The sequence below is a fragment of the Vitreoscilla massiliensis genome, assembly GCF_001457815.1.
Classification (GTDB): Bacteria; Pseudomonadota; Gammaproteobacteria; order Burkholderiales; family Neisseriaceae; genus Vitreoscilla; species Vitreoscilla massiliensis.
Genome location: NZ_LN898219.1, coordinates 596247 through 618063 on the forward strand (window position 1 = coordinate 596247; position 21817 = coordinate 618063).

The 21817-nt window shown below is 48.9% G+C and carries 16 protein-coding genes; 5 read left to right on the plus strand and 11 right to left on the minus strand.

Going from position 1 to position 21817, the window contains the following annotated elements; genetic code table 11:
- Positions 1-407 precede the first annotated feature (407 nt).
- The 5 genes from BN3003_RS08595 to BN3003_RS08615 form a co-directional block, all read right to left on the minus strand.
- On the minus strand, positions 408-1919 hold the full coding sequence (locus tag BN3003_RS08595) for a hypothetical protein (RefSeq protein WP_058356213.1): 1512 nt from the start codon (positions 1917-1919) through the stop codon (positions 408-410).
- Positions 1920-2091: 172 nt separating this feature from the next.
- A complete protein-coding gene (locus BN3003_RS08600; RefSeq protein ID WP_058356214.1) occupies positions 2092-4263 on the minus strand; it encodes a malate synthase G in 2172 nt (723 codons plus the stop codon).
- A 239-nt stretch (positions 4264-4502) separates the two neighbouring features.
- Positions 4503-4982, minus strand: a complete 480-nt coding sequence (locus BN3003_RS08605; protein ID WP_058356215.1) for an FKBP-type peptidyl-prolyl cis-trans isomerase — start codon at positions 4980-4982, stop codon at positions 4503-4505.
- A 489-nt stretch (positions 4983-5471) separates the two neighbouring features.
- Complete coding sequence (locus BN3003_RS18835; RefSeq protein ID WP_058356216.1) at positions 5472-5687, minus strand: hypothetical protein; 216 nt, start codon at positions 5685-5687, stop codon at positions 5472-5474.
- 85 nt (positions 5688-5772) lie between these two features.
- On the minus strand, positions 5773-6561 hold the full coding sequence (locus BN3003_RS08615; RefSeq protein WP_058356217.1) for an IclR family transcriptional regulator: 789 nt from the start codon (positions 6559-6561) through the stop codon (positions 5773-5775).
- A 118-nt stretch (positions 6562-6679) separates the two neighbouring features.
- Here BN3003_RS08615 and BN3003_RS08620 point away from each other — a divergent pair, with 118 nt between their 5' ends.
- The 3 genes from BN3003_RS08620 (at position 6680) to BN3003_RS08630 (ending at position 10862) form a co-directional block, all read left to right on the plus strand.
- Entirely contained in the window at positions 6680-7861 is a 1182-nt protein-coding gene (locus tag BN3003_RS08620; protein WP_058356218.1) for an acyl-CoA dehydrogenase, read from the plus strand.
- Between the two features lie 74 nt (positions 7862-7935).
- Entirely contained in the window at positions 7936-9126 is a 1191-nt protein-coding gene (locus BN3003_RS08625) for a CaiB/BaiF CoA transferase family protein (RefSeq protein WP_058356219.1), read from the plus strand.
- Between the two features lie 77 nt (positions 9127-9203).
- On the plus strand, positions 9204-10862 hold the full coding sequence (locus BN3003_RS08630) for an electron transfer flavoprotein-ubiquinone oxidoreductase (protein ID WP_058356220.1): 1659 nt from the start codon (positions 9204-9206) through the stop codon (positions 10860-10862).
- Between the two features lie 551 nt (positions 10863-11413).
- Here BN3003_RS08630 and BN3003_RS18840 read toward each other — a convergent pair.
- The 4 genes from BN3003_RS18840 to trkA all read right to left on the minus strand — a co-directional run bounded on the left by BN3003_RS18840 (position 11414) and on the right by trkA (position 16717).
- Positions 11414-11644: a hypothetical protein gene (locus tag BN3003_RS18840; protein ID WP_147645398.1), complete on the minus strand. Its 231-nt coding sequence runs from the start codon at positions 11642-11644 to the stop codon at positions 11414-11416.
- Between the two features lie 304 nt (positions 11645-11948).
- Positions 11949-13817, minus strand: a complete 1869-nt coding sequence (locus tag BN3003_RS08635; protein ID WP_058356221.1) for a lytic transglycosylase domain-containing protein — start codon at positions 13815-13817, stop codon at positions 11949-11951.
- 9 nt (positions 13818-13826) lie between these two features.
- The gene (locus tag BN3003_RS08640; protein ID WP_058356222.1) at positions 13827-15281 is read right to left on the minus strand and encodes a TrkH family potassium uptake protein; all 1455 of its coding nucleotides are present in this window, start codon (positions 15279-15281) and stop codon (positions 13827-13829) included.
- A gap of 14 nt (positions 15282-15295) precedes the next feature.
- Positions 15296-16717, minus strand: a complete 1422-nt coding sequence (trkA, locus tag BN3003_RS08645; RefSeq protein ID WP_058356223.1) for a Trk system potassium transporter TrkA — start codon at positions 16715-16717, stop codon at positions 15296-15298.
- Between the two features lie 188 nt (positions 16718-16905).
- Here trkA and BN3003_RS08650 point away from each other — a divergent pair, with 188 nt between their 5' ends.
- Complete coding sequence (locus tag BN3003_RS08650) at positions 16906-18429, plus strand: fumarate hydratase (RefSeq protein ID WP_058356224.1); 1524 nt, start codon at positions 16906-16908, stop codon at positions 18427-18429.
- Positions 18430-18918: 489 nt separating this feature from the next.
- Positions 18919-19686 carry a tetratricopeptide repeat protein gene (locus tag BN3003_RS08655; RefSeq protein ID WP_058356225.1) on the plus strand — a complete coding sequence of 256 codons (768 nt, stop codon included), beginning with the start codon at positions 18919-18921 and terminating at the stop codon, positions 19684-19686.
- 186 nt (positions 19687-19872) lie between these two features.
- Here BN3003_RS08655 and BN3003_RS08660 read toward each other — a convergent pair whose 3' ends face one another.
- The gene (locus tag BN3003_RS08660; RefSeq protein WP_058356226.1) at positions 19873-20745 is read right to left on the minus strand and encodes a DUF2797 domain-containing protein; all 873 of its coding nucleotides are present in this window, start codon (positions 20743-20745) and stop codon (positions 19873-19875) included.
- A gap of 285 nt (positions 20746-21030) precedes the next feature.
- A complete protein-coding gene (locus BN3003_RS08665; RefSeq protein ID WP_058356227.1) occupies positions 21031-21690 on the minus strand; it encodes a hypothetical protein in 660 nt (219 codons plus the stop codon).
- Between the last annotated feature and the right edge of the window lie 127 nt (positions 21691-21817).

The window sequence follows — 21817 nt, forward strand, 5'->3', positions numbered from 1 at the left end:
ACTTGCATAATCCGCTTGTTGAATGTGTTAAAGCCAGTGCAGGGAATGCAATTTCGCTGCCATCCAATAGGACAAGTAAGCAACCTTGTGACAAACCATTGCAGCTTGCTAGCTTAGAGATAATGGCTCTTAATTATTGCAAATACCTCAATAGCGGCCCGTAACAGTTTACAGGCCGCTTTCTGAGCATCAACAGCTTGCAAAATAGGATGATTAAATGGGCTCAAGCTGGTGAGCAGGTAGGAATGCTCTGTACAGTGAGACCACACCCCTGAACGGCTTGCTGCATCGTATTTGCAATAATCATGTAGCTTAAGATAAGACTATATTCGCCTCAATACCTAAAAAAGCGGCCTGTAAGTAATTACAGGCCGCTTGATATTCAGATATTCACACGCAGTCAGCACTTAGCTGACCAAAACACCGCTGTAATAGCCTTTCCAGAACGGCGCTTGTGCTTGCTCAAATTGTTGCACACCGTTGAAGAAATACTCTCCCAAGCTTTCCCAGTCGTGGCGCTGTTCTGCCGGCAATTGGGTGAAATAAGGGCGCAGGATTTGGAAGCCGCGGTAATCGTGGTGCGCATAATACGGCACAGTAATGCCCATGGCGAATTCATTGCCGGTACCATCGTCAACCATGGTATCGATTTGGATGGCATCCATGCGCTGGGTGGCAAAAAAAGCGTCTGCTTCATAGGCCAAGCTCAAATACGCGCGCTGGTTGGGATTGTTGTGCCAATGCTGTTCTACGGTTTCACCATTGTCCAGCGCTTGCACAAACAAGCCGCCATCAAACAAAGTCGGCAATAGCAGCGCTTGTTGTTGTGGGTTATTGATCAATTGGTGGAACATGTGCGCCGCGGTTTGGCCGGCATTGATCATGGCATTTTTCCACAAGGCGGGCACATTCGGTGCCATTTTGGTCTGCGCTTTTAACGGCGTTTGTGGGAAATTATGCAATTGTGCCAACACAAATTGGCCGTATTGGCTGGTGGATTTGTCGTTAAGGCCAAGCAAATAATCGCTGATGTAGCCCATGACAAAATACAGGGTTTGGTCGATTTGGGCGACGCGGCTGGAGGCCAAGGATTCCGGCAAATCTTGCTGCATCAGTTTTTCGGTGTCGGCATGCCCCCACCAGCGCAGCGGCGCTTGGGCGATATTGGCAATGGTGGCAGCCAAATAACTGCTGGCCCACATCAGGAAATTGGCTTCGCTGCTGTCTTTAATCCACGTATCGGCCTGAAATGTTGTGCTGCTGCGCACTTGCTGCAATACCGCATCCAAGCGGTCTAGACTGAAAATCGAGTAGTCCCATTCTTGCGTGGCCAATATTTCAGCATGGGCCAAACCACCAGGTAGGTGAGCGTGGTGTGCCACCATTTGCAGCAATAAGTGCATGGATTCGGTGTGGTCTTGGCTTTGGAAATATTGCTCACGGTGGATGATGTTTTCGATGTGGTGGCTGATGCTTTGTTGGGCATGGGCATCGAAGAATTGGTCACACAATAAACTCACGGGCAGCACCCATTGCTCACCCAGTTTCAACACCAAAGCGGTATTGAAGGAGTGGGCAATGTGTTGGTGTTCGGCTGGATTGGCGGCGACAAAATCGGCATGGTAATGCCAAGTCGCTCGTGAACCGGTACTGTGTTGCAATACCTTGCCCAAATACGCCGCCAACAACAATAAGGTATTGCGCTTGTCGGTATCGGCCAAAAATGCTTGCGCATCGGTGATGGCGCGCTGTTTGCGGTGTGAAGTGATCAAGGCATCGATGGCTTTTAAGCTGTTGAAACGCTGATTCCAAGGCAATTTGCGCAGTGCGGCTTCGATGTACCAACCACCTTCTGGCGGGGTGTTGTGTTCAAAACTGCTAAGCAAATGGTTCATCAGTGCGTTGGCATCAATTGACATGGCATTCCTTGTGAGGTGAGGGGGAGCAGCTGTCGCACACAGGCTTATGACCCAATATGCTAAACAAGTCACAGCAATTCTAACACCTGTGGTGTGAAAATAAAAAAAAGCGGCCTGTAAATGTTACAGGCCGCTGCCAAATGTGTGTGTTTATCTGTGAATAAGGCGTGGCTTATTGTGCTTTGGCTACTTGGCGCCAGTGGTGTAACAAAGGCTCGGTATAGCCATTTGGCTGTGCAGTGCCTTTGAATACCAAGTCGCACGCTGCCAAGAAGGCAGGTGAGGTGTCAAAACGACCGACCATAGGCGTGTATTCCGCATCGCCTTCGTTTTGTTTGTCGACCACTGCCGCCATGCGTTCCAAGGTGGCACGCACTTCGGCTTCGGTCACGATGCCGTGTACCAACCAGTTGGCAATGTGTTGGCTGGAAATGCGCAAGGTGGCGCGGTCTTCCATCAAGCCAATGTTGTGGATGTCTGGTACTTTAGAACAGCCCACGCCTTGCTCAACCCAACGCACCACATAGCCCAAAATGCCTTGGCAGTTGTTGTCCAACTCTTGCTGTTTGTCAGCCGCAGACCAATCGGTGTTTTCAGCCAACGGCGGCGTTAACAATTCGTCTAACAATGACGCTTGTGGCGCTGCCAAGATTTGTTTTTGCACCTCAAACACATTCACTTGGTGGTAGTGCAATGCATGCAAAGTCGCGCCAGTAGGTGATGGTACCCAAGCGGTGGTGGCGCCAGATTTAGGATGGCCAATTTTTTGTTCCAACATTTCGGCCATCAAGTCAGGCATCGCCCACATGCCTTTACCGATTTGGGCTTTGCCAGCCAAGCCACAGGCCAAGCCGATTTGCACGTTGCGGGTTTCGTAAGCCTTAATCCAACCGGTGTTTTTGATGTCGCCTTTGCGCAATACCGCGCCTTGGTACATAGAGGTGTGCATTTCATCACCAGTGCGGTCTAAGAAACCGGTGTTGATGAACACCACGCGCTCTTGCGCTTGGGCGATACAGGCTTTCAAGTTGGCAGAAGTGCGGCGCTCTTCGTCCATGATGCCCATTTTCAAGGTATTGGCAGGCAGGTTCACCAATTTCTCGGCGGCGCCAAACAAGCGGTTGGCAAACGCCACTTCTTCAGGACCGTGCATCTTCGGTTTCACAATGTAAACCGAACCAGTGCGGCTGTTGGTGTTTTCACCGCGGCTCAAGTCGTAATGGGCAATCAAAGCCGTCATCACACAGTCCATGATGCCTTCAGGAATTTCATTGCCGTTTTTGTCCAAAATCGCTGGAGTGGTCATCAAATGACCGACATTGCGGATGAACAACAATGAACGACCCGGTAATTTGAAGCTTTGGCCATCTTTGCCAGTGTAAACACGGTCGGCATTCATGCGACGGGTAAAGGTTTTGCCGCCTTTGCTGATTTCTTCGGCCAAAGTGCCTTGCATCAAACCAAACCAGTTTTGGTATACCAAGGTTTTGTCTTCGCCATCTACTGCAGCCACAGAGTCTTCACAGTCCATGATGGTAGACAAAGCCGCTTCCATGATCACGTCTTTGATGCCAGCAGGATCTTGCGCACCAATGGCGCTGGTTTTGTCGATGACCACATCAAAATGCAAGCCATTGTGCAAGAACAACAATGAAGCAGGAGTGGCAGTATCACCGGTGTAACCGACAAACAAAGCTGGGTTTTGCAACGCAGCTTTAGAGCCGTCTTGCAAAGTCGCTTCCACTTCACCGTTCACAATCGCGTAAGCAGTGGTGTCTTTGTGTGAACCTGTGCTTAAAGGAATGGCTTGGTCCAAGAAGTTGCGCGCAAATTCAATCACCGCGGCGCCGCGTTTGCTGTTGTATTCGCGGCCAGCGGCCAAGTCGCCGTCTTGATTGATGGCATTGGTGCCGTACAAAGCATCGTACAAGCTGCCCCAACGAGCATTGGCAGCATTGATGGCATAACGGGCATTGTTAATTGGTACCACCAATTGTGGGCCTGCTTGTTCGGAAATTTCCACGTCGACGTTTTGGGTGGCGATGCTGAAGTCAGCAGGCGCTTCGACCAAGTAACCGATTTCTTTTAAGAAGGCTTGGTAAGCGGTTTGGTCTTGAATCGCGCCTGGGTGTTGTTTGCACCACTCATCCATTTTGGCTTGGATGACATCGCGCTTTTCCAATAAGGCTTTGTTCACAGGTGCCAATTCGTGCACCAAGTCACTGAAGCCTTGCCAGAAGCTGGCAGATTCCACATGAGCGTGGTTGGGAATCAAGGTTTGTTCGATGAATTGATACAAAATTTCATCTACTTGCAATTGTGCTGCTTGTTGGTATTGTGCCATGTACTGACTCCTGTTGATGTAGACGATCAATAATACTTAGGGGTATTTGGATACAGGACTGGAGTCTAGCAAGCTTGGCAAGCCTTGTCTTGATTTCGGTAATTAAACGAAAATGTTCCGAAAAATGAAATCTTGTTTGGATAAATGTTCTGAATTTTGAAATGAAAAACCCGTTTTGCGGGAAAACGGGTTGGAGAAATACTTTACAGGCCGCTTATGCTTAGCGACCAATGAGTGTATTAATGATGGTGGTCGTGCTCACCGTGGGCATGACCATGTTCAATTTCTTCGTGTGTGGCAGGGCGGATGTCGGTCACTGTGGCTTTAAAACGCAAGCGCATGCCGGCCAATGGGTGGTTGGCATCAACCACGGCTTTGCCATCGGCAATTTCAGTAACGCGGTAAATCAACACATCGCCGCTTTCAGGATCATCGGCTTCAAACATCATGCCCACTTCGACATCGACAGGGAAGGCTTCCAAGTCTTCGATGCGAATCAACTCTTCGTCTTGTTCACCGAAGGCATCGTCAGGGGTTAAAGTCACATCGACCACATCACCGGCATTTTTGCCATGCAAAGCTTCTTCAACCAAGGGGAAGATGCCGTCATAGCCGCCGTGCAAATAGCTGATGGCTTGTTCGGTTTTGTCAATTAATTGGTTGTCGGCGTCGTACATCTCATATTGCAAGCTGACAACATCGTTTTTTTGGATAGGCATGGGGCATCTCTGATGATTATTGAATATTGGCCACCATTATAAAGGAAGCACACACCTGTGTCGGCGAAAATTTTTATCGTGGCGATAGGCGGTTTATGGGCTGCGTGACGCTATTTGGCCTGTTAATAAGGCTTGTTGCAAAATTGTCACAGCACTTACCAGTAGATGTTGTGGCTATTTTGAAATAATTTGCGGAGGCTGTGTGAGACATGTGTGATGGTTTGCTTAAAAAGTAAGCAAAATTCAGCCTGTATGTGGCTTGTGTGAGGCTTATGTGAAGTCAGAGTGATATTAATGATTAAATTTGTTAAGGGTGGGTTTTTGGCAGTTTTGGGTAAATTGCAATGTTAAAAACTCTGGTGCATAATGCATCTCAATTCGAAAGCAAGGAATTAAAAGGTGGTTTTAGCACAGCATTAGCAATAAATAATGTGTGAACAAAACAACTTTTTAACTTTTAACACAGTTGTATTTAATTTTAATTAAGGTTTAATGAAATGAAAAAATCATTGTTGGCTGCTGCCGTAATGTCTTTGTTCTTGGCTGCTTGTGGTGGTGAACAAGCTCCTGCTGCTGCTTCTGCTGCGTCAGCTCCTGCTGCGTCAGCTCCTGCTGCGTCTGCACCTGCTGCGTCAGCACCTGCTGCTCCAGCCGCTTCTGCTCCTGCTGCTTCTGCACCTGCTGCTTCAGCTCCAGCTGCTGCATCTTCAGCTTCTGCTGCTAAATAATCAGCATACTGATTTAAAAAAAACCCGCCTTTCGGCGGGTTTTTTATTGCTTGAATGGATTTTCAAATCTTCGCCAGCGCTTGCGCCAGTTGTTGCAAGGATTTTAGCGTCGATTTCACCAAGCTTTGTTCGGTAATCAATGCTCTGGGCACGCTGGCATTGAGAGAATAAGCATAGTATTTTTCAAAACTGTCCCACACGGGCACGGCAATCGCGGTAATCTCGCTGCTGAATTCGCCATCAGATACGGTATAGCCGTGTTCCTCATAAAAGCCTTTGGCTTCTTCAAACAATTGCCATTCTTGTGCGATTTGCGCTGCTGGTAAATTCAGCTGTTGCATGATGCGCTGTTGCTCGGCAGCAGTCTGATGGGTGAAGTATGCGCGGCCTATGGCGGTACTGCAAATCGGTACTTCAGAACCGATGCTCAATTGCACGGTTAATTTGGCAGGGCTGCGTATGCTTTGCAAATAATACATTTTGCCGCTGCGTTCGGTAGCCAAACTCACCGATACCTGATGTTTTTGCGCAAATTCCACCATTAAAGGGGTGGCGCGGCGCACAAATTGGCGTTTTTCTTCGGCGGTGTGGCTGAGTTTGAAGCAATTGGCACCGAGATAGTATTCATTGCCCAATTGGCGTATGAAATCCAATTTCATCAAGGTATACAAAAGGCGTGATACAGTGGCTTTGGGTAAGCCGGTTTTTTCACACAGTAATTGGTGGGTTAAAGGGCGCATTTCATCGTCAAAAGCCGCCATCAAACTGATGCCGCGCGCCAAGGCGGTGACAAATTGCTTGTCATCGTGTTCTTCGGCATAGGTAATCGCATGTAAAAGTGAATCCAGCACTGGACAACTCCGATTTTTTTGTTACAATAGTTTCATATTGTAGAACATAATTCCGTTAAGCGAAACATGTTTTGCAGAACATCAATAATTCAGCATAACGATTTGAGGAGTGGTAAACATGGGACAAACACGCGCACCATTTAACTGGGAAGATCCATTTTTGTTGCAAGATCAATTGACCGAAGAAGAACGCATGGTATTTGACAGTGCCAATGATTTCTTCCAAAACGAATTGATGCCTGGCATTTTAGAAGCCAACCGCAATGAGCATTTTGACGTGAACATCATGCGTCAATTGGGCGAAATGGGTTTCTTGGGAGTGACCATTGATGGTTACGGTTGTGCGGGTATGTCTAGTGTGGCTTACGGCTTGATCGGTCGTGCGATTGAGCGCGTGGATTCAGGTTACCGCTCTGCCATGAGTGTGCAATCCAGCTTGGTAATGCATCCTATTTACGCTTACGGTACTGAAGCGCAAAAAGAAAAATACTTGCCAAAATTGGCCAGCGGTGAATTCATCGGTTGTTTCGGTTTGACCGAGCCTAATGCCGGTTCTGATCCAGCAGGCATGCAAACCCGCGCCAAAAAAGTGGCCGGTGGCTATTCTTTGTCGGGTACCAAAATGTGGATTACCAACAGCCCAGTGGCCGATGTGTTCGTGGTTTGGGCCAAAGACGACGAAGGTGAAATCCGCGGTTTCATCTTGGACAAAGGCATGAAAGGTTTGTCTGCGCCGAAAATCCACGGCAAATTCTCATTGCGCGCCTCTGTGACTGGCGAAATCGTGATGGATGAAGTGTTTGTGCCTGAAGAAAATGCGTTCCCAGACATCCGTGGCTTAAAAGGCCCATTCGGTTGCTTGAACAAAGCCCGTTACGGCATTTCTTGGGGCGCGATGGGTGCGGCTGAGGCTTGCTGGTTTGCCGCACGTCAATACACATTGGACCGCAAACAATTCGGTAAGCCTTTGGCTGCCAACCAATTGATACAATTGAAATTGGCGAATATGCAAACCGAAATCGCTTTAGGTCTACAAGCTTCATTGCGCGTGGGTCGTTTGATGGATGAAGACCGCGCTGCGCCGGAAATGATTTCATTGATCAAGCGCAATAACTGTGGCAAGGCTTTGGACATTGCCCGCGTTGCCCGTGACATGCACGGTGGTAACGGTATTGCCGATGAATTCCATGTGATACGCCATGTGATGAATTTGGAAGCGGTAAACACTTATGAAGGCACTCACGATGTGCATGCGTTGATTTTGGGCCGTGCCCAAACCGGTTTGCAAGCCTTTGCTTAAACCTCAATTCGCATGACTTACAGGACGCTTAATGCGTCCTGTAAAGTATCTAACCGCATCAAGGAGTGTTTCAGATGACACAAGCCGCCTTAGCAGGTATCAAAGTCGTTGATTTATCCCGTGTTTTAGCCGGTCCCAGTGCCACCCAATGTTTGGCCGATTTGGGTGCGGAAGTAATTAAAATTGAACGCCCTGACAGCGGCGATGAAACGCGCGAATGGGCGCCACCGCAATTTGCCGACGGCACTTCAGCCTATTTCGCCACCGTTAACCGCAACAAGCAATCGCTCACCGTCGATATTTCCACTCCCGCAGGTCAAGACATCATCAAAAAAATGGTGGCTGAGGCCGATGTGTTGGTGGAAAACTATAAAGTAGGCGGCCTGAAAAAATACGGCCTTGATTACGACAGTTTAAAAAGTCTGAATCCGCGTTTGGTATACGCCTCGTTAACCGGTTTCGGTCAAACCGGCCCCGATGCACGAAAGCCGGGTTACGACTACATCATTCAAGGCCAATCGGGTTTGATGAGCATTACCGGCCCTGAAGACGGCTTGCCTTATAAAGTGGGCGTGGCGGTAGTGGATTTGTTTGCCGGTTTGAATTTGGTCATCGGCATACAGGCCGCTTTATTGGCGCGCACGCAAACTGGCTTAGGCCAACACGTGGATGTGGCCTTATTGGACAGTGCCATTGCCATGTTGGCGAACGTGGGCATGAACCATTTGGCCACAGGTAAAGTGCCTCCACGTTTGGGCAACGGCCATCCGAGCATCGTGCCGTATCAAGTGTTTGCGACTGAGGGGGCGCAACACTTGATACTGGCATGCGGCAATGACAAGCAGTTTGCCGCTGTGTGCGAGGTGATGGGGCAGGATTGGATTGCGGATGAACGCTTTGCCACCAACCCACAACGGGTGAAAAACCGTGCCGAATTGGTGCCGTTGATGCAAGCCGAATTCATGCGCCGCGAGCGTGATGAATGGTTGGGTTTGTTTGATGCCGCCAGCGTGCCGTGTGGCCCCATCAACAACATCGCCGAAGCCGTGGCCATGCCGCAAACGCAAGCGCGTGCTATGGTGGTGGAATTGGCGAAAAAAGACACCACCATGCGTGTCTTGGGTTCACCGGTGAAACTGTCAGGCACACCGGTACAATACTTAAGCGCCCCACCAGATTTGGGACAAGATACTGTTTCAGTCTTAACAAGCTTGGGTTATACTCAGGAACAAATCGAACAATTACAACAGCAGCATATTGTTTAAGTTGATGAAATCAACGCCTAAGAACTTGATGTTGCGCATAATAGGATAAAAACCTAGAAAATCGGAAAGCCTCAAACATGGTAGAGAACACAGAACGCGAAAGCATGCAGTTTGATGTGGTGGTAGTGGGAGCAGGTCCATCTGGTCTGTCGGCAGCCATCCGTTTGAAACAATTGGCCGACAAAGCTGAAAAAGAAATCAGCATTTGTGTGGTTGAAAAAGGCTCGGAAGTCGGTGCGCACATCTTGTCGGGCGCGGTCATCGATCCCGTGTCTTTGAATGAGTTGTTCCCGAATTGGAAAGAATTGGGTGCACCGTTGGATTGTCCGGTCACAGAAGACGCGTTTTTATTCTTGACCGCCGACAAAGCCAAAAAATTGCCGACCCCACCGAATTTCCAAAATCATGGCAATTACATCATCAGCTTGGGTTTGCTCACACGCTGGTTGGCCGAACAAGCCGAAGGCATGGGCATTGAGATTTACCCAGGCTTTGCTGCTGCCGAAGTGTTGTACCACGCCGATGGTTCGGTGCGCGGTATCGCCACCGGTGACATGGGCATAGGCAAAGATGGTGAAGCCACCGACAATTACGCCGTGGGCATGGAATTGTTGGCACAACAAACCATCTTCTCCGAAGGCTGTCGTGGTTCTTTAACCAAAGGTTTGATTCAAAAATTCAACTTGGACAAAGACTCACAAGCGCAAACTTACGGCATCGGTATCAAAGAATTGTGGGAAATCGATCCAGCCAAAGCCAAACCAGGTTATGTACAACACTCGATTGGTTGGCCGATAGACACCAAGACTTACGGTGGTTCGTTCTTATACCATTTGAATGACAACCAAGTGGCCGTCGGTTTCGTCATCGGTTTGGACTATCAAAATCCGTATATGTCGCCGTTTGAAGAATTCCAACGCTTTAAAACCCACCCAGAAATTCGCAAAGTGTTTGAAGGTGCGCGTCGCATCGCTTATGGCGCGCGCGCATTGAGCGAAGGTGGCTTGCAAAGCCTGCCAAAAATCACCTTCCCAGGTGGCGTATTGGTCGGCGATGCCGCCGGTTTCTTGAACGTGCCGCGCATCAAAGGCACGCACACGGCGATGAAATCGGGCATGTTGGCCGCAGAAGCCGTGTTCAAATACTTGGAAGAGCCGCAAGAAGCGTACGAGAAATCGGTGGAAGCCAGCTTCTACCAAAGCGCGTTTGAACAAAGCTGGTTGCACACCGAATTGCATGGCGTGCGCAACATCCGTCCTTCATTCAAATGGGGTTTGTGGCCAGCAATGGTGTACTCGGCTTTGGACACTTATGTGTTCAAAGGCAAAGCACCGTGGACTTTGAAACACCACGGTACCGATTATGGCAGTTTGCAAAAAGCCGCCAACAGCGTGAAGATTAACTATCCTAAGCCTGATGGTGTGTTGACCTTCGATCGTTTGTCCAGCGTGTTCTTAAGTGGCACCAACCATGAAGAAAACCAACCCGCGCATCTGCGTTTGAAAAACCCAGAAGTGGCGATTTCGGTGAACTTCAATGAGTATGCCAGCCCAGAAACGCGTTATTGCCCAGCCGGTGTGTACGAAATCGTTGAGCAAGAAGATGGCAAGCCGCGTTTGCAAATCAATGCGCAAAACTGCGTGCATTGCAAGACTTGCGACATCAAAGACCCAACCCAAAACATCAACTGGACTTGTCCAGAAGGTGGCGGTGGCCCGAATTACGCTACCATGTAGGTTTGTTTTTGTTGTTTAGGTAATCAGATTATTTACAGGCTGCTTAATGAGGCCTGTAAATATTTAGAAGTGATGGAATGGATGAACGTGTAGAGCGTGAGCAGGTATATTAAACACAGCTATGCTTGCGGCCATGTATTGGCAATGGCGAGATGTGGCTGCGTTGACGGTGTTTTCTAAAACAGCAATTTCAGCTGTGGAATATGGGCTTGCTGTGAGCCTAAGAGGGTAATGGTGTTCAGAGGTTTACAGGCCGCTTGATGCGGCCTGTAATGGTTTGTGGCAATAACATCGGGCATCAAAGCTGGATGCAGCAAGCTTGGTTAAACCAATCGAATTTTAATACAATATGGGCATTAAAACGGTGTGTGGGCATTGGTTATGGCTGCAGCAGCGGCCTAAGCACTGCATGGCTTTGGAACAATTGCATCACACATCACCAGAAACATAGGATTACAGGCCGCATCAAGCGACCTGTAAGTTTATCACCGTGCATCAGGGTGAAATGGCTGTCTTATTACATCTGCCTAACACAATAAGACAGGCATTTATTACGCGGCCATCAGCCATTCCATTACCGAGTGGTAACGGCGCTCGGCAGAGACGTTTAATTGCGCGTGTTGGTGCACGAATTGTTGCAGGTAAGGGCCGCGGCTATCGGCGTCCAATTGCATGATGAGGTTTAAGCAGTGCTCTTGGCTGTGCTCACTCAAAAACATCAATTCCATGTCAACTTGAGCCGTGCTGACAGAACGGTGGGGAAGCGGTGTGTGCGTGTACATAATCGACCTTTGTAGTGGTTTGCATGGTGTAGATTTTTATTTAATTGGAATATTTATTTTTATAATTTCTTTATAATTCATTTGTTTGTGTTGCTGTTAGAAATCTAACAAAAGCGACATCTTACTTGTTTGATATAAGTCAAATATGACTGAAGCTAGAGTGAAATATAAAACCACCTGACGAAACAGGGGTGAATGTGGGTTATTTTCTTTGTGCCAATAAAAGATGAATACACAGCACAAACTGCATAAAAAAGCGGCCTGTAAACATTTACAGGCCGCATTTATGTGCATGGCTAACAGATTATTTGGCGGGTACTGTGCCTATGCGCTGCGTCAAAGACTGCTTAGGTTCATTGAACAAACTGGCATAATATGTCGCATTTGCCATCACCCGTTTCACATAATCACGCGTTTCATTGAACGGAATGGTTTCGGCGTAAATCGCGCCTTCGAGTGGGGTATTGGCGCGCCATTGGCGGGCGCGACCAGGGCCGGCGTTATAGCCTGCGGTGGCCATGGTTTCGCTGCCGGAGCTGTTGCGCACATCGGCCAAATACCAAGTACCGAGCTTGATGTTGTGCTCGATGTCGTCCAAACCCACGCTAGAAGAACCAATTTTGCGTTCCACTTCGCGCGCTGTAGCTGGCATCAATTGCATTAAACCAGAAGCGCCCACATGCGAGCGTGCACCAATCATAAAGCGGCTTTCTTGGCGGATTAAGCCATACGCCCAGGCTGGGTCTATGCCGACTTGGGCAGAGTAGCGCGTGGTAATGTCGCGGAACGGTGCCATGTAGCGGATGTTGTAATCAATCAAGGTGTTGGTGCGGTCGGCGGCGTAAATCGCCATTTCATTGAAACCGCTTTTTTGTGCCATCGCGGCAGCAGCGAGCAAGCTCGGCTCATTCAAATTGCGCACGGCAAAACGCCATTGTTGCTGCGCCACGCCGCGCATGGTGCGGTCGTCGGCAGACACGCTGGATTGGAACAAAGTCATGGCACGGGCAATTTTACCGTCTTGTGCAGCGCGCAATTGTTCGGCTTCAGAGGCGCGTTTGACATTGCTTTGGGTATTGACCTTGCCACCCAAGGCTTCGGTCGCCATCAAGGCGTAGAAATTGCGGCCTGATTTAGACGCTTTTTGGTACAAGTCTTGCGCTTGGCCACCTTGACCAGTAGCGCTTAAGGCACGACCGCGCCAGTATTGCCAATCCTCTTTGTTTTGCATATTGGCTGGCATGGCGGCGATGATGTTGTTCACGTCTTGCCAACGGCTAAAGCGCAGGGCAGAGCGCACATACCATTCCCATTGCTCGGTATCCAATTGCGCCTTGTCGGCTTGTTGGAACAAAGGCAAGGCCACACCGAAGTTTTGGCTTTTGGCATGGGTTTCACCGGCGGCGCCATAGGCAAAGCCCAGTTGTTCAGCAGTCAAACTGCCAGACAAGGCGGCAATGCGGCTGCCGATATTGCTGTCTTTGCGCGCATTGGCATTGGTCACTGAGTACAACAAGGATTCTTGTGCCGCGGCGCCACTGCCGGAATAAGTGCCCAAGCTGGCAGGCAAAGGCTGGCCGATGGCATTGGCCAAGTTGCGCGCATCGGTGGTTTGGTTGTTGGATAACAGCCCGCGCACGCGTTGCCACACTTGGTTTTGATTCACGGCGCCGCTGGCGGCGGCGTTTTGTAACATGGTGTTACAGCCCAACGGCAATTTGCCGTGGTCTTTGATTAAGTCTTGCACCAATTGCGGGTTTTTGTCGGCACCGCTTAATTGCGCATAACACTGGTTTTCTTGGTCTATGCCACCTTTATCCAGTTTGGCGTATTCGGCATTGAAACGGCTCCATTGCCCGCGTTTGCCCAAGCTTTTTAACCATTGATTACGCACGCGTTCGGCCATGGCATTGTCGTGTGGCTGTTGGTTCAAAAAGCTCATGGCAGCATTGTCATTGTCGCTTTTCAATGCGTCCAAAGTCGGCTGGTATTGTTGGTAATCGCCCATCACTTTGCCAGTGCTTTCGGCTGGGGTTTGCGAAAATTGAATACCGGTTAAAGAGGAAGCATCACTGCTGGTAACGGGTTCAACTGGGGTTTCTTTTTGAGTAGAGCAAGCGGCAAGTGCCACTGCCGCAGTGATGGCGCCAACGCGCCACAAGATTTTTTGCATAAGTTTTCCCTATTTGCGCCAATAAGCGGGCGTAAACAACACCAATAAGGTGAAAATTTCCAAACGGCCGAGCAACATCACAAACAAACACAGCCATTTTTGTAAATCACTGAAGTAACCGAAGGAGTAGCTGGGGCCAACATTGCCTAGGCCAGTACCTGTGTTGGTGATACAGGCCACCATGGCGGTGAGGGCAGTCAGAAAGTCCAATCCGGTAATCATCATGATGAAAGTGAACACCATGATGGTGGAACAATACACAAACACGAAGGCCAAAATGGTCAAGGCCATGCGCTCTGGTACTGGATTGCCGTTGATTTTAACCCGATACACCGCGTTTGGGTGGAGTAATAATGTCATTTCTCGTAAACTAAATTTGAACAAAACAATGGCGCGCACGGTTTTGATACCGCCACCGGTAGAGCCTGCATTGGACAAGAAATTGGATAACAAGATGAGCCATAAGGACAATACCAGAGGCCACGTGCCAAAATCGACGGTGGAATAGCCGGTGGCCAAACCCAAAGACACGGTGGTGAAAGAAACATAGCGCAGCGCGTCTTTGAAGCTGTAAAAATCGATGATCCACAAATACAGCGTGCCGGTGATGATGGTGAACAGCAACACATACAGCGTGAGCTTGACTTCGGAATCGCGCCAATAGTGTTTGAGTGAGCGATTGGAAACGGCATAAAAGTGGTTAGCGAAGTTGATGCCGCCGACTATCATGCCGACCATCATGATGGCTTCTATCATCGGTGAATTGAAAAATGCCAAGCCTTCGGAGTGGGTGGACGAGCCACCCAGCGAAATCGTGCCCATGGCATGGCACAAGGCATCAAACCAAGACATGCCTGCCCAATGCAAACTCAGCCACAGCACAAATGTGAACATCACATAAATGCCCCACATGGTTTTGGCGGTTTGGGCGATGCGCGGCGACAGTTTATTGGTTTTGTTGATGCCGTTCATTTCGGCGCGGTATAACTGCATGCCCCCGACGCCTAATAAAGGCAAAATCGCCACTGCCAACACAATAATCCCCATGCCGCCCAACCACTGCAACATGGCACGCCAGAAATTGATGGAAGGCGGCAAGGCATCAATGTCTTTGATGACGGTGGCACCGGTGGTGGTCAAACCCGACATCGCTTCAAAATAGGCGTCGGTAATGGTGATTTCGGGGACGGCCAAATACATCGGTGCGGCGGCAATCAATGCAAAGCCCAGCCATAACACCACCGCCAAAGTACAGCCATCGCGCGGCTTGAGCTCGCGCTGGTATTTGGCTGTTAAAACCCACACCACAAAGGCGATGAACATCGTCATCATCGAAATGGTGGTCAAGTGCATGGCCAAGCCATCGCCGAATATCCATGAAATCAGCGCTGGTAACATCAACAAGGCGGCAAACAACACGCCGAGTTTGGCCAAGATGTGCACGATGGGCAGAAGTTTGTACATGATGCTGCCCTTGCTTAAAAGAAGCCGAATTTCACGGCGATGGTTTTTTCCAAATCTTGCACATAGCGGCTTTGCGCCACGAAGAAAATCACATGATCGCCTTCTTGCAAAATCCAATCGCGCTGGTGCGCCATTACCCATTCGCCATTACGGCCCACCGCGGCAAAATAACAGCTGTTGGGCAGCTTGATTTCTTGCAAGCGCCGTCCTACCAGTTTGGAAGTCTTGCGGTCGCCATGCAAAATCACCTCTATCGCTTCGGCGGTGCCGTGGCGCAGTGGGTAGACCGCCACCATATCACCGCGACGGATGTGCGACAGAATTGAGCCGATGGTAATCAGGTGCGGCGACACCACGATGTCGATTTGATTGCCTTGCAGCAAGTCTACATACGAGGTGCGGTTGATGATGGTCATGATTTGCTTGGCGCCCAAATTGTTGGCGAGCAAACTCGACATCACATTGTCTTCATCGTCATTGGTGAGGGCGCAAAACACATCGATTTCATCGATGTTTTCTTGGATTAACAGCGATTCATCCGTGGCCGAGCCTTGCAAAACCAAGGTGTTGTTCAAATTGTCCGCCAACCACTCGGCGCGGGTTTGACCGTGCTCAATGATTTTGACGTTACAGGTCGGCTCCAATAATTTGGCCAAACGGTAGCCAATATTGCCCCCGCCAGCAATCATCACCCGTCGGCCCAAATGGTCATCGGGGCGGAACAAGCGCAATACCTGCGTCATGTGCTCGGTGCGTGCCAACACATAAATCTCATCGCCTTCGATGATGGTGGTTTCTTGTTGCGGAATGATTAAGCGGTTATTGCGGTAAATGGCGCTGACTTGGCAATCGTAATTGGCTTTGCCACGTTCAGCCAAGATGGTTTGGGTTTGCTCCAGTGGCTTGCCTATCATCGCGCCACCGGCTTGCGCCTTAATCACCGTCAAACGCATGGCATCGTCGTTAAACGACAACACTTGCAACACTTGGTGGTATTGAAACAAACCAAACAATTGTTCGGTCACCAATTGTTCAGGGCGGATGTAATACGACACATCGAAGATGTTTTGGTCGATTTCGCCTTCGTCCTCGTCCTCGGTCGATGAAGCGATGGCATTGACCAATTCCGCTTGGCGCACACGGGCGATGGATTCGGGGGTGTTGTAGAGGCGCGAAGCCAATTGGCACGCGACCAAATTGGTTTCATCGTGGCCGGTCAAAGCCAGCAGCAAATCGCTGTCGTCTATTTGAGCGGCCTGTAAAATATGCGGTGAGGTACATGTGCCGATGACGGTTTGGATGTCCAAGCTGTCGCTCAAGCGTTGGATGGCGGCGGCATTGCTGTCGATGACCGTGACATCGTTGTTGGGCTGCTGTGCCAAACTCTTGGCGACGGCAGAACCCACTTGCCCACAGCCCAAAATCAATATTTTCATAGACCAACTCAAACAAACCTAAAGTGCAGGCATTTTAACGAATATTTGTAAAACTTGCTTAACTGTAGCCATTTACAGGCCGCTTGTGGCTATGTGAGCGATAGCGAGCGCACAGTGTGGATGACGAAAAAGCCTGAAAAGGCTAAAATAGCGCTCGGAACATTCACCTCATACTAAAAAGGTTCACCATGACTGTGATCAAGCAACAGGATTTTATCCAAAGCATTGCTGATGCATTTCAATTCATCAGTTATTACCACCCCAAAGACTTTATTCAAGCATTAACCAAAGCATGGGAAAAAGAAGAAAACCCTGCTGCCAAAGATGCGATGACGCAGATTTTGGTGAACAGCCGCATGTGTGCCGAAGGCCGTCGTCCGATTTGCCAAGATACCGGCATTGCTGTGGTATTTTTGAAAGTCGGCATGAACGTGCAATGGGATGCTGAATTGTCGATTCAAGACATGGTGAACGAAGGCGTGCGCCAAGCGTATGCCCACCCAGACAACAAATTGCGCGCGTCTATCTTGCGCGACCCTGCTGGCAAACGCCAAAACACCAAAGACAATACCCCAGCCGTGGTGCACATGGAAATTGTCCAAGGCGACAAAGTCGAAGTGATATGCGCGGCCAAAGGCGGTGGTTCTGAAAACAAATCCAAATTGGTGATGCTCAACCCATCTGATTCCATCGTGGATTGGGTGTTGAAAACCGTGCCTACCATGGGCGCAGGTTGGTGTCCTCCTGGCATCTTGGGCATAGGCATAGGCGGTACACCAGAAAAAGCCGCTTTGATGGCCAAAGAATCGTTGATGGGCCACATCGACATCCACGAATTGCAAGACAAAGCCAAATCAGGCGCAGAATTGACCACGGTTGAAGCCTTGCGTTTGGAATTGTTTGAAAAAGTGAACGCCTTGGGCATAGGCGCACAAGGTTTGGGCGGTTTGACCACCGTCTTGGATGTGAAAATCTTCGATTACCCAACCCACGCCGCGTCTAAACCGGTGGCAATGATTCCTAACTGCGCCGCTACCCGTCACGTGGAATTTGAATTGGATGGTTCAGGCCCAGCCGTATTGGAAGCACCGAGCTTGGAAGACTGGCCAGACATCACTTACGACCCGCAAAACGGCAAACGCGTGAACTTGGACAACATCACCAAAGAAGAAGTCGCTTCATGGAAAATCGGCGACGTATTGCTCTTAAACGGTAAAATCTTGACCGGTCGCGATGCCGCGCACAAACGCTTGGTCGACATGATTAACAAAGGCGAAGAATTGCCGGTTGATTTTACCAACCGCGTGATTTACTACGTCGGCCCTGTTGACCCAGTCGGCGATGAAGTGGTCGGCCCTGCAGGCCCAACCACTGCCACGCGCATGGACAAATTCACCCGCACCATGTTGGAAAAAACCGGCTTGCTCGGCATGATAGGCAAATCAGAACGCGGCCCAGTAGCGTGCGAAGCCATCGCCGACAACCAAGCCGTGTACTTGATGGCCGTGGGCGGCTCGGCTTACTTGGTGTCTAAAGCGATCAAATCGTCTAAAGTATTGGCGTTTGAAGAATTGGGCATGGAAGCGATTTACGAATTTGAAGTGAAAGACATGCCTGTAACCGTGGCGGTTGACCCGACAGGTAAATCGGTACACGCGATTGCACCGAAACAATGGCAAGCCAAAATCGGCATTTTGCCTGTTGATGCTTAAGTCTCTGTTTGAATCATCAAAGCGGCCTGTAAAGCTTACAGGCCGCTTTTTTTAACAATAAAATGACCATTTAAAATAGACATTGCGGGAAAAATAGCAATGAGTACATCACTTTATTGGATGTACTGAGATTGGAAAATATGGAAAGTGTATTTGTATTGGGTTACGAATCCGATTTTAACAGGGAGTATTGTTTATCTTAAAGCGGGTTTGAATAAGATACTGCGCATTACTTTACTGAGTTTTTGAACTAACATTGTCCGAGTTTGGTGTATGCTTAAGGCTTATGGATGCCATACCGTGGTAATAATCTTCAATAACAATAGAAAGAGCTTAAAGAATGTATGTAACTAGAGTGACGATTTTATCGTTCATTTTTTCATTCTGTTTTAGTTATGGTTTGGCTGATACTGGTCGGCTTGAAGAGCTGCAAATGAAAGCCAATAAAGGGAATGTAGAGGCACAATATAATCTTGAGGGTGGTGGTGTATGAAGATGAATAAAGGGGTTACTCAAAATGATACCACAGTAGTTGAGTGGGATTTTAAAGCGACTGAGCAAGCAGCTGAGCAAGGAGATGTTGAGGCACAAAATAGTCTTGGGTTTATGTATGAACAGGGACAAGGGGTTGCTCGAAACTATGCCAAAGCGTTTGAGTGGTATTTAAAATCAGCTGAACAAGGAGTTGCTGAGGCACAAAATAACCTTGGTAACATATATTTAAATGGATTAGGGGTTGCTCAAAACGATGCCAAAGCGGTGGAGTGGTATTCAAAAGCGGCTGAGCAAGGGCTGGCATTTGCACAAAATAGCCTTGGATTTATGTATTTAAATGGACAAGGGGTTGCTCAAAGTGATGCCAAAGCGTTTGAGTGGTATTTAAAAGCAGCTGAGCAAGGACTGCCTTGGGCACAATTCAACCTTGGTAACATATATTTAAATGGATTAGGGGTTACTCAAAGCGATACCAAAGCAGTGGAGTGGTATTTAAAAGCAGCTGAGCAAGGATTGGCTTCGGCACAATTCAACCTTGGATTTATGTATTTATATGGACAAGGAGTTGCTCAAAGCGATTCCAAAGCGTTTGAATGTTATCTCAAAGCCGCTGAGCAAGAAGATGCTAGTGCACAATATGTCCTTGGGGTAATGTATTATGAAGGGCGAGGAGTGGCTAAAAATGAAGCCAAGGCAATAGAATGGCTGACTAAAGCAGCGAATAATGGAAATATGGAAGCAAAGGAAATCTTATCAAAGTAAAACCGAAATAGGATTTAGAATTTTAATCAAGCAAGATATTTCAGTTCGAGAAGTGATATATTTGAATAGCCTCAAGTTGTTGTTCACAACATGAGGCTATTTTATGGTGTTAAGGGCAAAACAGTAAGTGCTATATATCGTATTTCACACTGTATTTATTCGTCTATTGTATTGGTATTAAAGCGTTTAAATCATACGCACTATCAATTCATAACCAGTGTATTTGCGGATGTTGATGACGCCATTGTCGAGCAATAAATACTGGCCTTTAATGCCTTGCAGCGTGCCGCGTATGGTTGGGGTTTTGTCCAGATTGTGCGACTTGATTTTGGCAGGATAGGCATCTACTGGGTAGATGAATTCGCGCGTTTGTTCTTGCTCGAGGATGTCTATGTCTTCGGCAAACTCGGTGTTGGCGCTGAATTCGGTACGTATGGCTTCAATTTTCGGGGCGAATTCTTGCAATAATTGCTCGCGCACTTCGACCAAATTTAATGGCTCGGCCGAGCCTTTGAGTAGTTTGCGCCAATCGGTTTTGTCGGCCACTTGCTCGCCAAACATGATTTCCAATTGACCCGATAAGCGGCGCGAACCGACTTGCATGATGGGTAAGGCTTGGGTCGCACCTTGGTCTAGCCAACGTGTCGGCATTTGGCCCAAGCGGGTGATGCCGACTTTCAAGGCGCTGGAATTGGCCAAATAGACGATGTGTGGTTGGAAGCATACCTCGTGCGCAAACGGCTCTTCGCGGCAAGTGCCCAAATGGTAATGGCAGGTTTCCGGTTTCATGATGCACATGTCGCAAGCGGCTTTGGTTTTGAAACACTTAAAGCAATGACCTTGCGCATACGATTTGGGGGTTTTGCTGCCGCAAGAGACGCAGTAAATATTGCCCGTCCATTCCAATTCGATTTCCTGTCCCAACACAAACGGCTGATTGACCGTGGCTTGGTCGAGGACGAATTGGTATTCAACTTGGGCCGATGGCGTGGCATCGGCATCGCTGGGCAGTGGCGCTAAGGCCGTGTGCATTTTGTGGCAAACGCCTTGAAATTGCATGATTGACTCTTTATGGGCTAGGGACAAGGGTAAGCAAGACGGGCTGCTTAGGTTAGGGAGAACCAGATGCTGTTGGGGGCAGCAGCAATACGGCAGATGGGATTATACAACACAGTCTGAGTGGTGCTGTAGCAATCGGGTCAGTGCTTGTTGCTTAACAGTGTTGAGGTGGTGGTGTGATTAACAAATATGCAAGTATGTAGGCGCATGTGTACCCACACACAGCGGCCTGTAAGCGTCAATCAACCGCTAAACAGGCTTTACAGGCCGCTGTGTCGATAAGGTTTAAACCCTGATATAACCATCTGCATCTTTGCGCTTGAAGGCGGCCCGTATCATGTCAAACAGCGATGCCCATGCCATGATGGCGGGGATAAAAGGGTCGGCGTGCGGATGGCGCAGCAAGTAGAAGAACAACAACACGATGGTGAGAAAAGAAACGCCAAAATAAATGCCGCCGCGTTTGTAATTGCCGGCCACAAACCAATGCAAGCCAAACCCGCCCAAGCAAAACGCACACAGCATAAACAGCCATTTTCTAACGCGGTATTCGCCCGCTGCGGTCTTCTTTTTGCGCTGGTGTTTCTTGAGCTTGATGCCCTTGCTTTGAGGCGGGTAGAGGATGGTGCTTTGATAAGGTGAAGTGGGCGTTGCCGCCGCAGTCACAGGTGTTGCGGCGCTGTGCAGGTGTTGCGAGGAATTCGAGCTGTGGGTTGGAGCGGTGTGGTGAGTATGGGTGGTATGTTGGATTGGAGCCGTGCTGTGGCCGCCAAACAATTGCGCATTGTAAGCCTGTCGCTTGACGGGATTGAGCAAGACCAAACGGATCTTGGTAACGACTTCGGGTTTGAGGGTTTGGTTGACCTCGTGTTTGGCTATCATGCGGTTGATGTCTTGCGCGCTGGCGTTGGGGTCTATGCCCAAAATCTCATACACATTCACCATATGCTTCTCCCTTATTGAAAAGTGTTGTGCGTATTGTTTTCTTAATCTTAACATCGGTGTAGGTACACGCCATCCGCAAAATGTTTCAATGGCTGGAATACCGCTTTGGTGTGGTTTGGTTCATACA

Coding starts and splice junctions, on each gene's coding strand:
- BN3003_RS08625 (WP_058356219.1), top strand. CDS start 7,936: ATGACACAAGCCGCCTTAGCAGGTATCAAAGTCGTTGATTTATCCCGT.
- BN3003_RS08665 (WP_058356227.1), bottom strand. CDS start 21,690: ATGGTGAATGTGTATGAGATTTTGGGCATAGACCCCAACGCCAGCGCG.
- BN3003_RS08630 (WP_058356220.1), top strand. CDS start 9,204: ATGGTAGAGAACACAGAACGCGAAAGCATGCAGTTTGATGTGGTGGTA.
- trkA (WP_058356223.1), bottom strand. CDS start 16,717: ATGAAAATATTGATTTTGGGCTGTGGGCAAGTGGGTTCTGCCGTCGCC.
- BN3003_RS08600 (WP_058356214.1), bottom strand. CDS start 4,263: ATGGCACAATACCAACAAGCAGCACAATTGCAAGTAGATGAAATTTTG.
- BN3003_RS08650 (WP_058356224.1), top strand. CDS start 16,906: ATGACTGTGATCAAGCAACAGGATTTTATCCAAAGCATTGCTGATGCA.
- BN3003_RS08595 (WP_058356213.1), bottom strand. CDS start 1,919: ATGTCAATTGATGCCAACGCACTGATGAACCATTTGCTTAGCAGTTTT.
- BN3003_RS08635 (WP_058356221.1), bottom strand. CDS start 13,817: ATGCAAAAAATCTTGTGGCGCGTTGGCGCCATCACTGCGGCAGTGGCA.
- BN3003_RS08605 (WP_058356215.1), bottom strand. CDS start 4,982: ATGCCTATCCAAAAAAACGATGTTGTCAGCTTGCAATATGAGATGTAC.
- BN3003_RS18840 (WP_147645398.1), bottom strand. CDS start 11,644: ATGTACACGCACACACCGCTTCCCCACCGTTCTGTCAGCACGGCTCAA.
- BN3003_RS08640 (WP_058356222.1), bottom strand. CDS start 15,281: ATGTACAAACTTCTGCCCATCGTGCACATCTTGGCCAAACTCGGCGTG.
- BN3003_RS08660 (WP_058356226.1), bottom strand. CDS start 20,745: ATGCAATTTCAAGGCGTTTGCCACAAAATGCACACGGCCTTAGCGCCA.
- BN3003_RS18835 (WP_058356216.1), bottom strand. CDS start 5,687: ATGCAGCAGCTGGAGCTGAAGCAGCAGGTGCAGAAGCAGCAGGAGCAG.
- BN3003_RS08620 (WP_058356218.1), top strand. CDS start 6,680: ATGGGACAAACACGCGCACCATTTAACTGGGAAGATCCATTTTTGTTG.
- BN3003_RS08655 (WP_058356225.1), top strand. CDS start 18,919: ATGAAGATGAATAAAGGGGTTACTCAAAATGATACCACAGTAGTTGAG.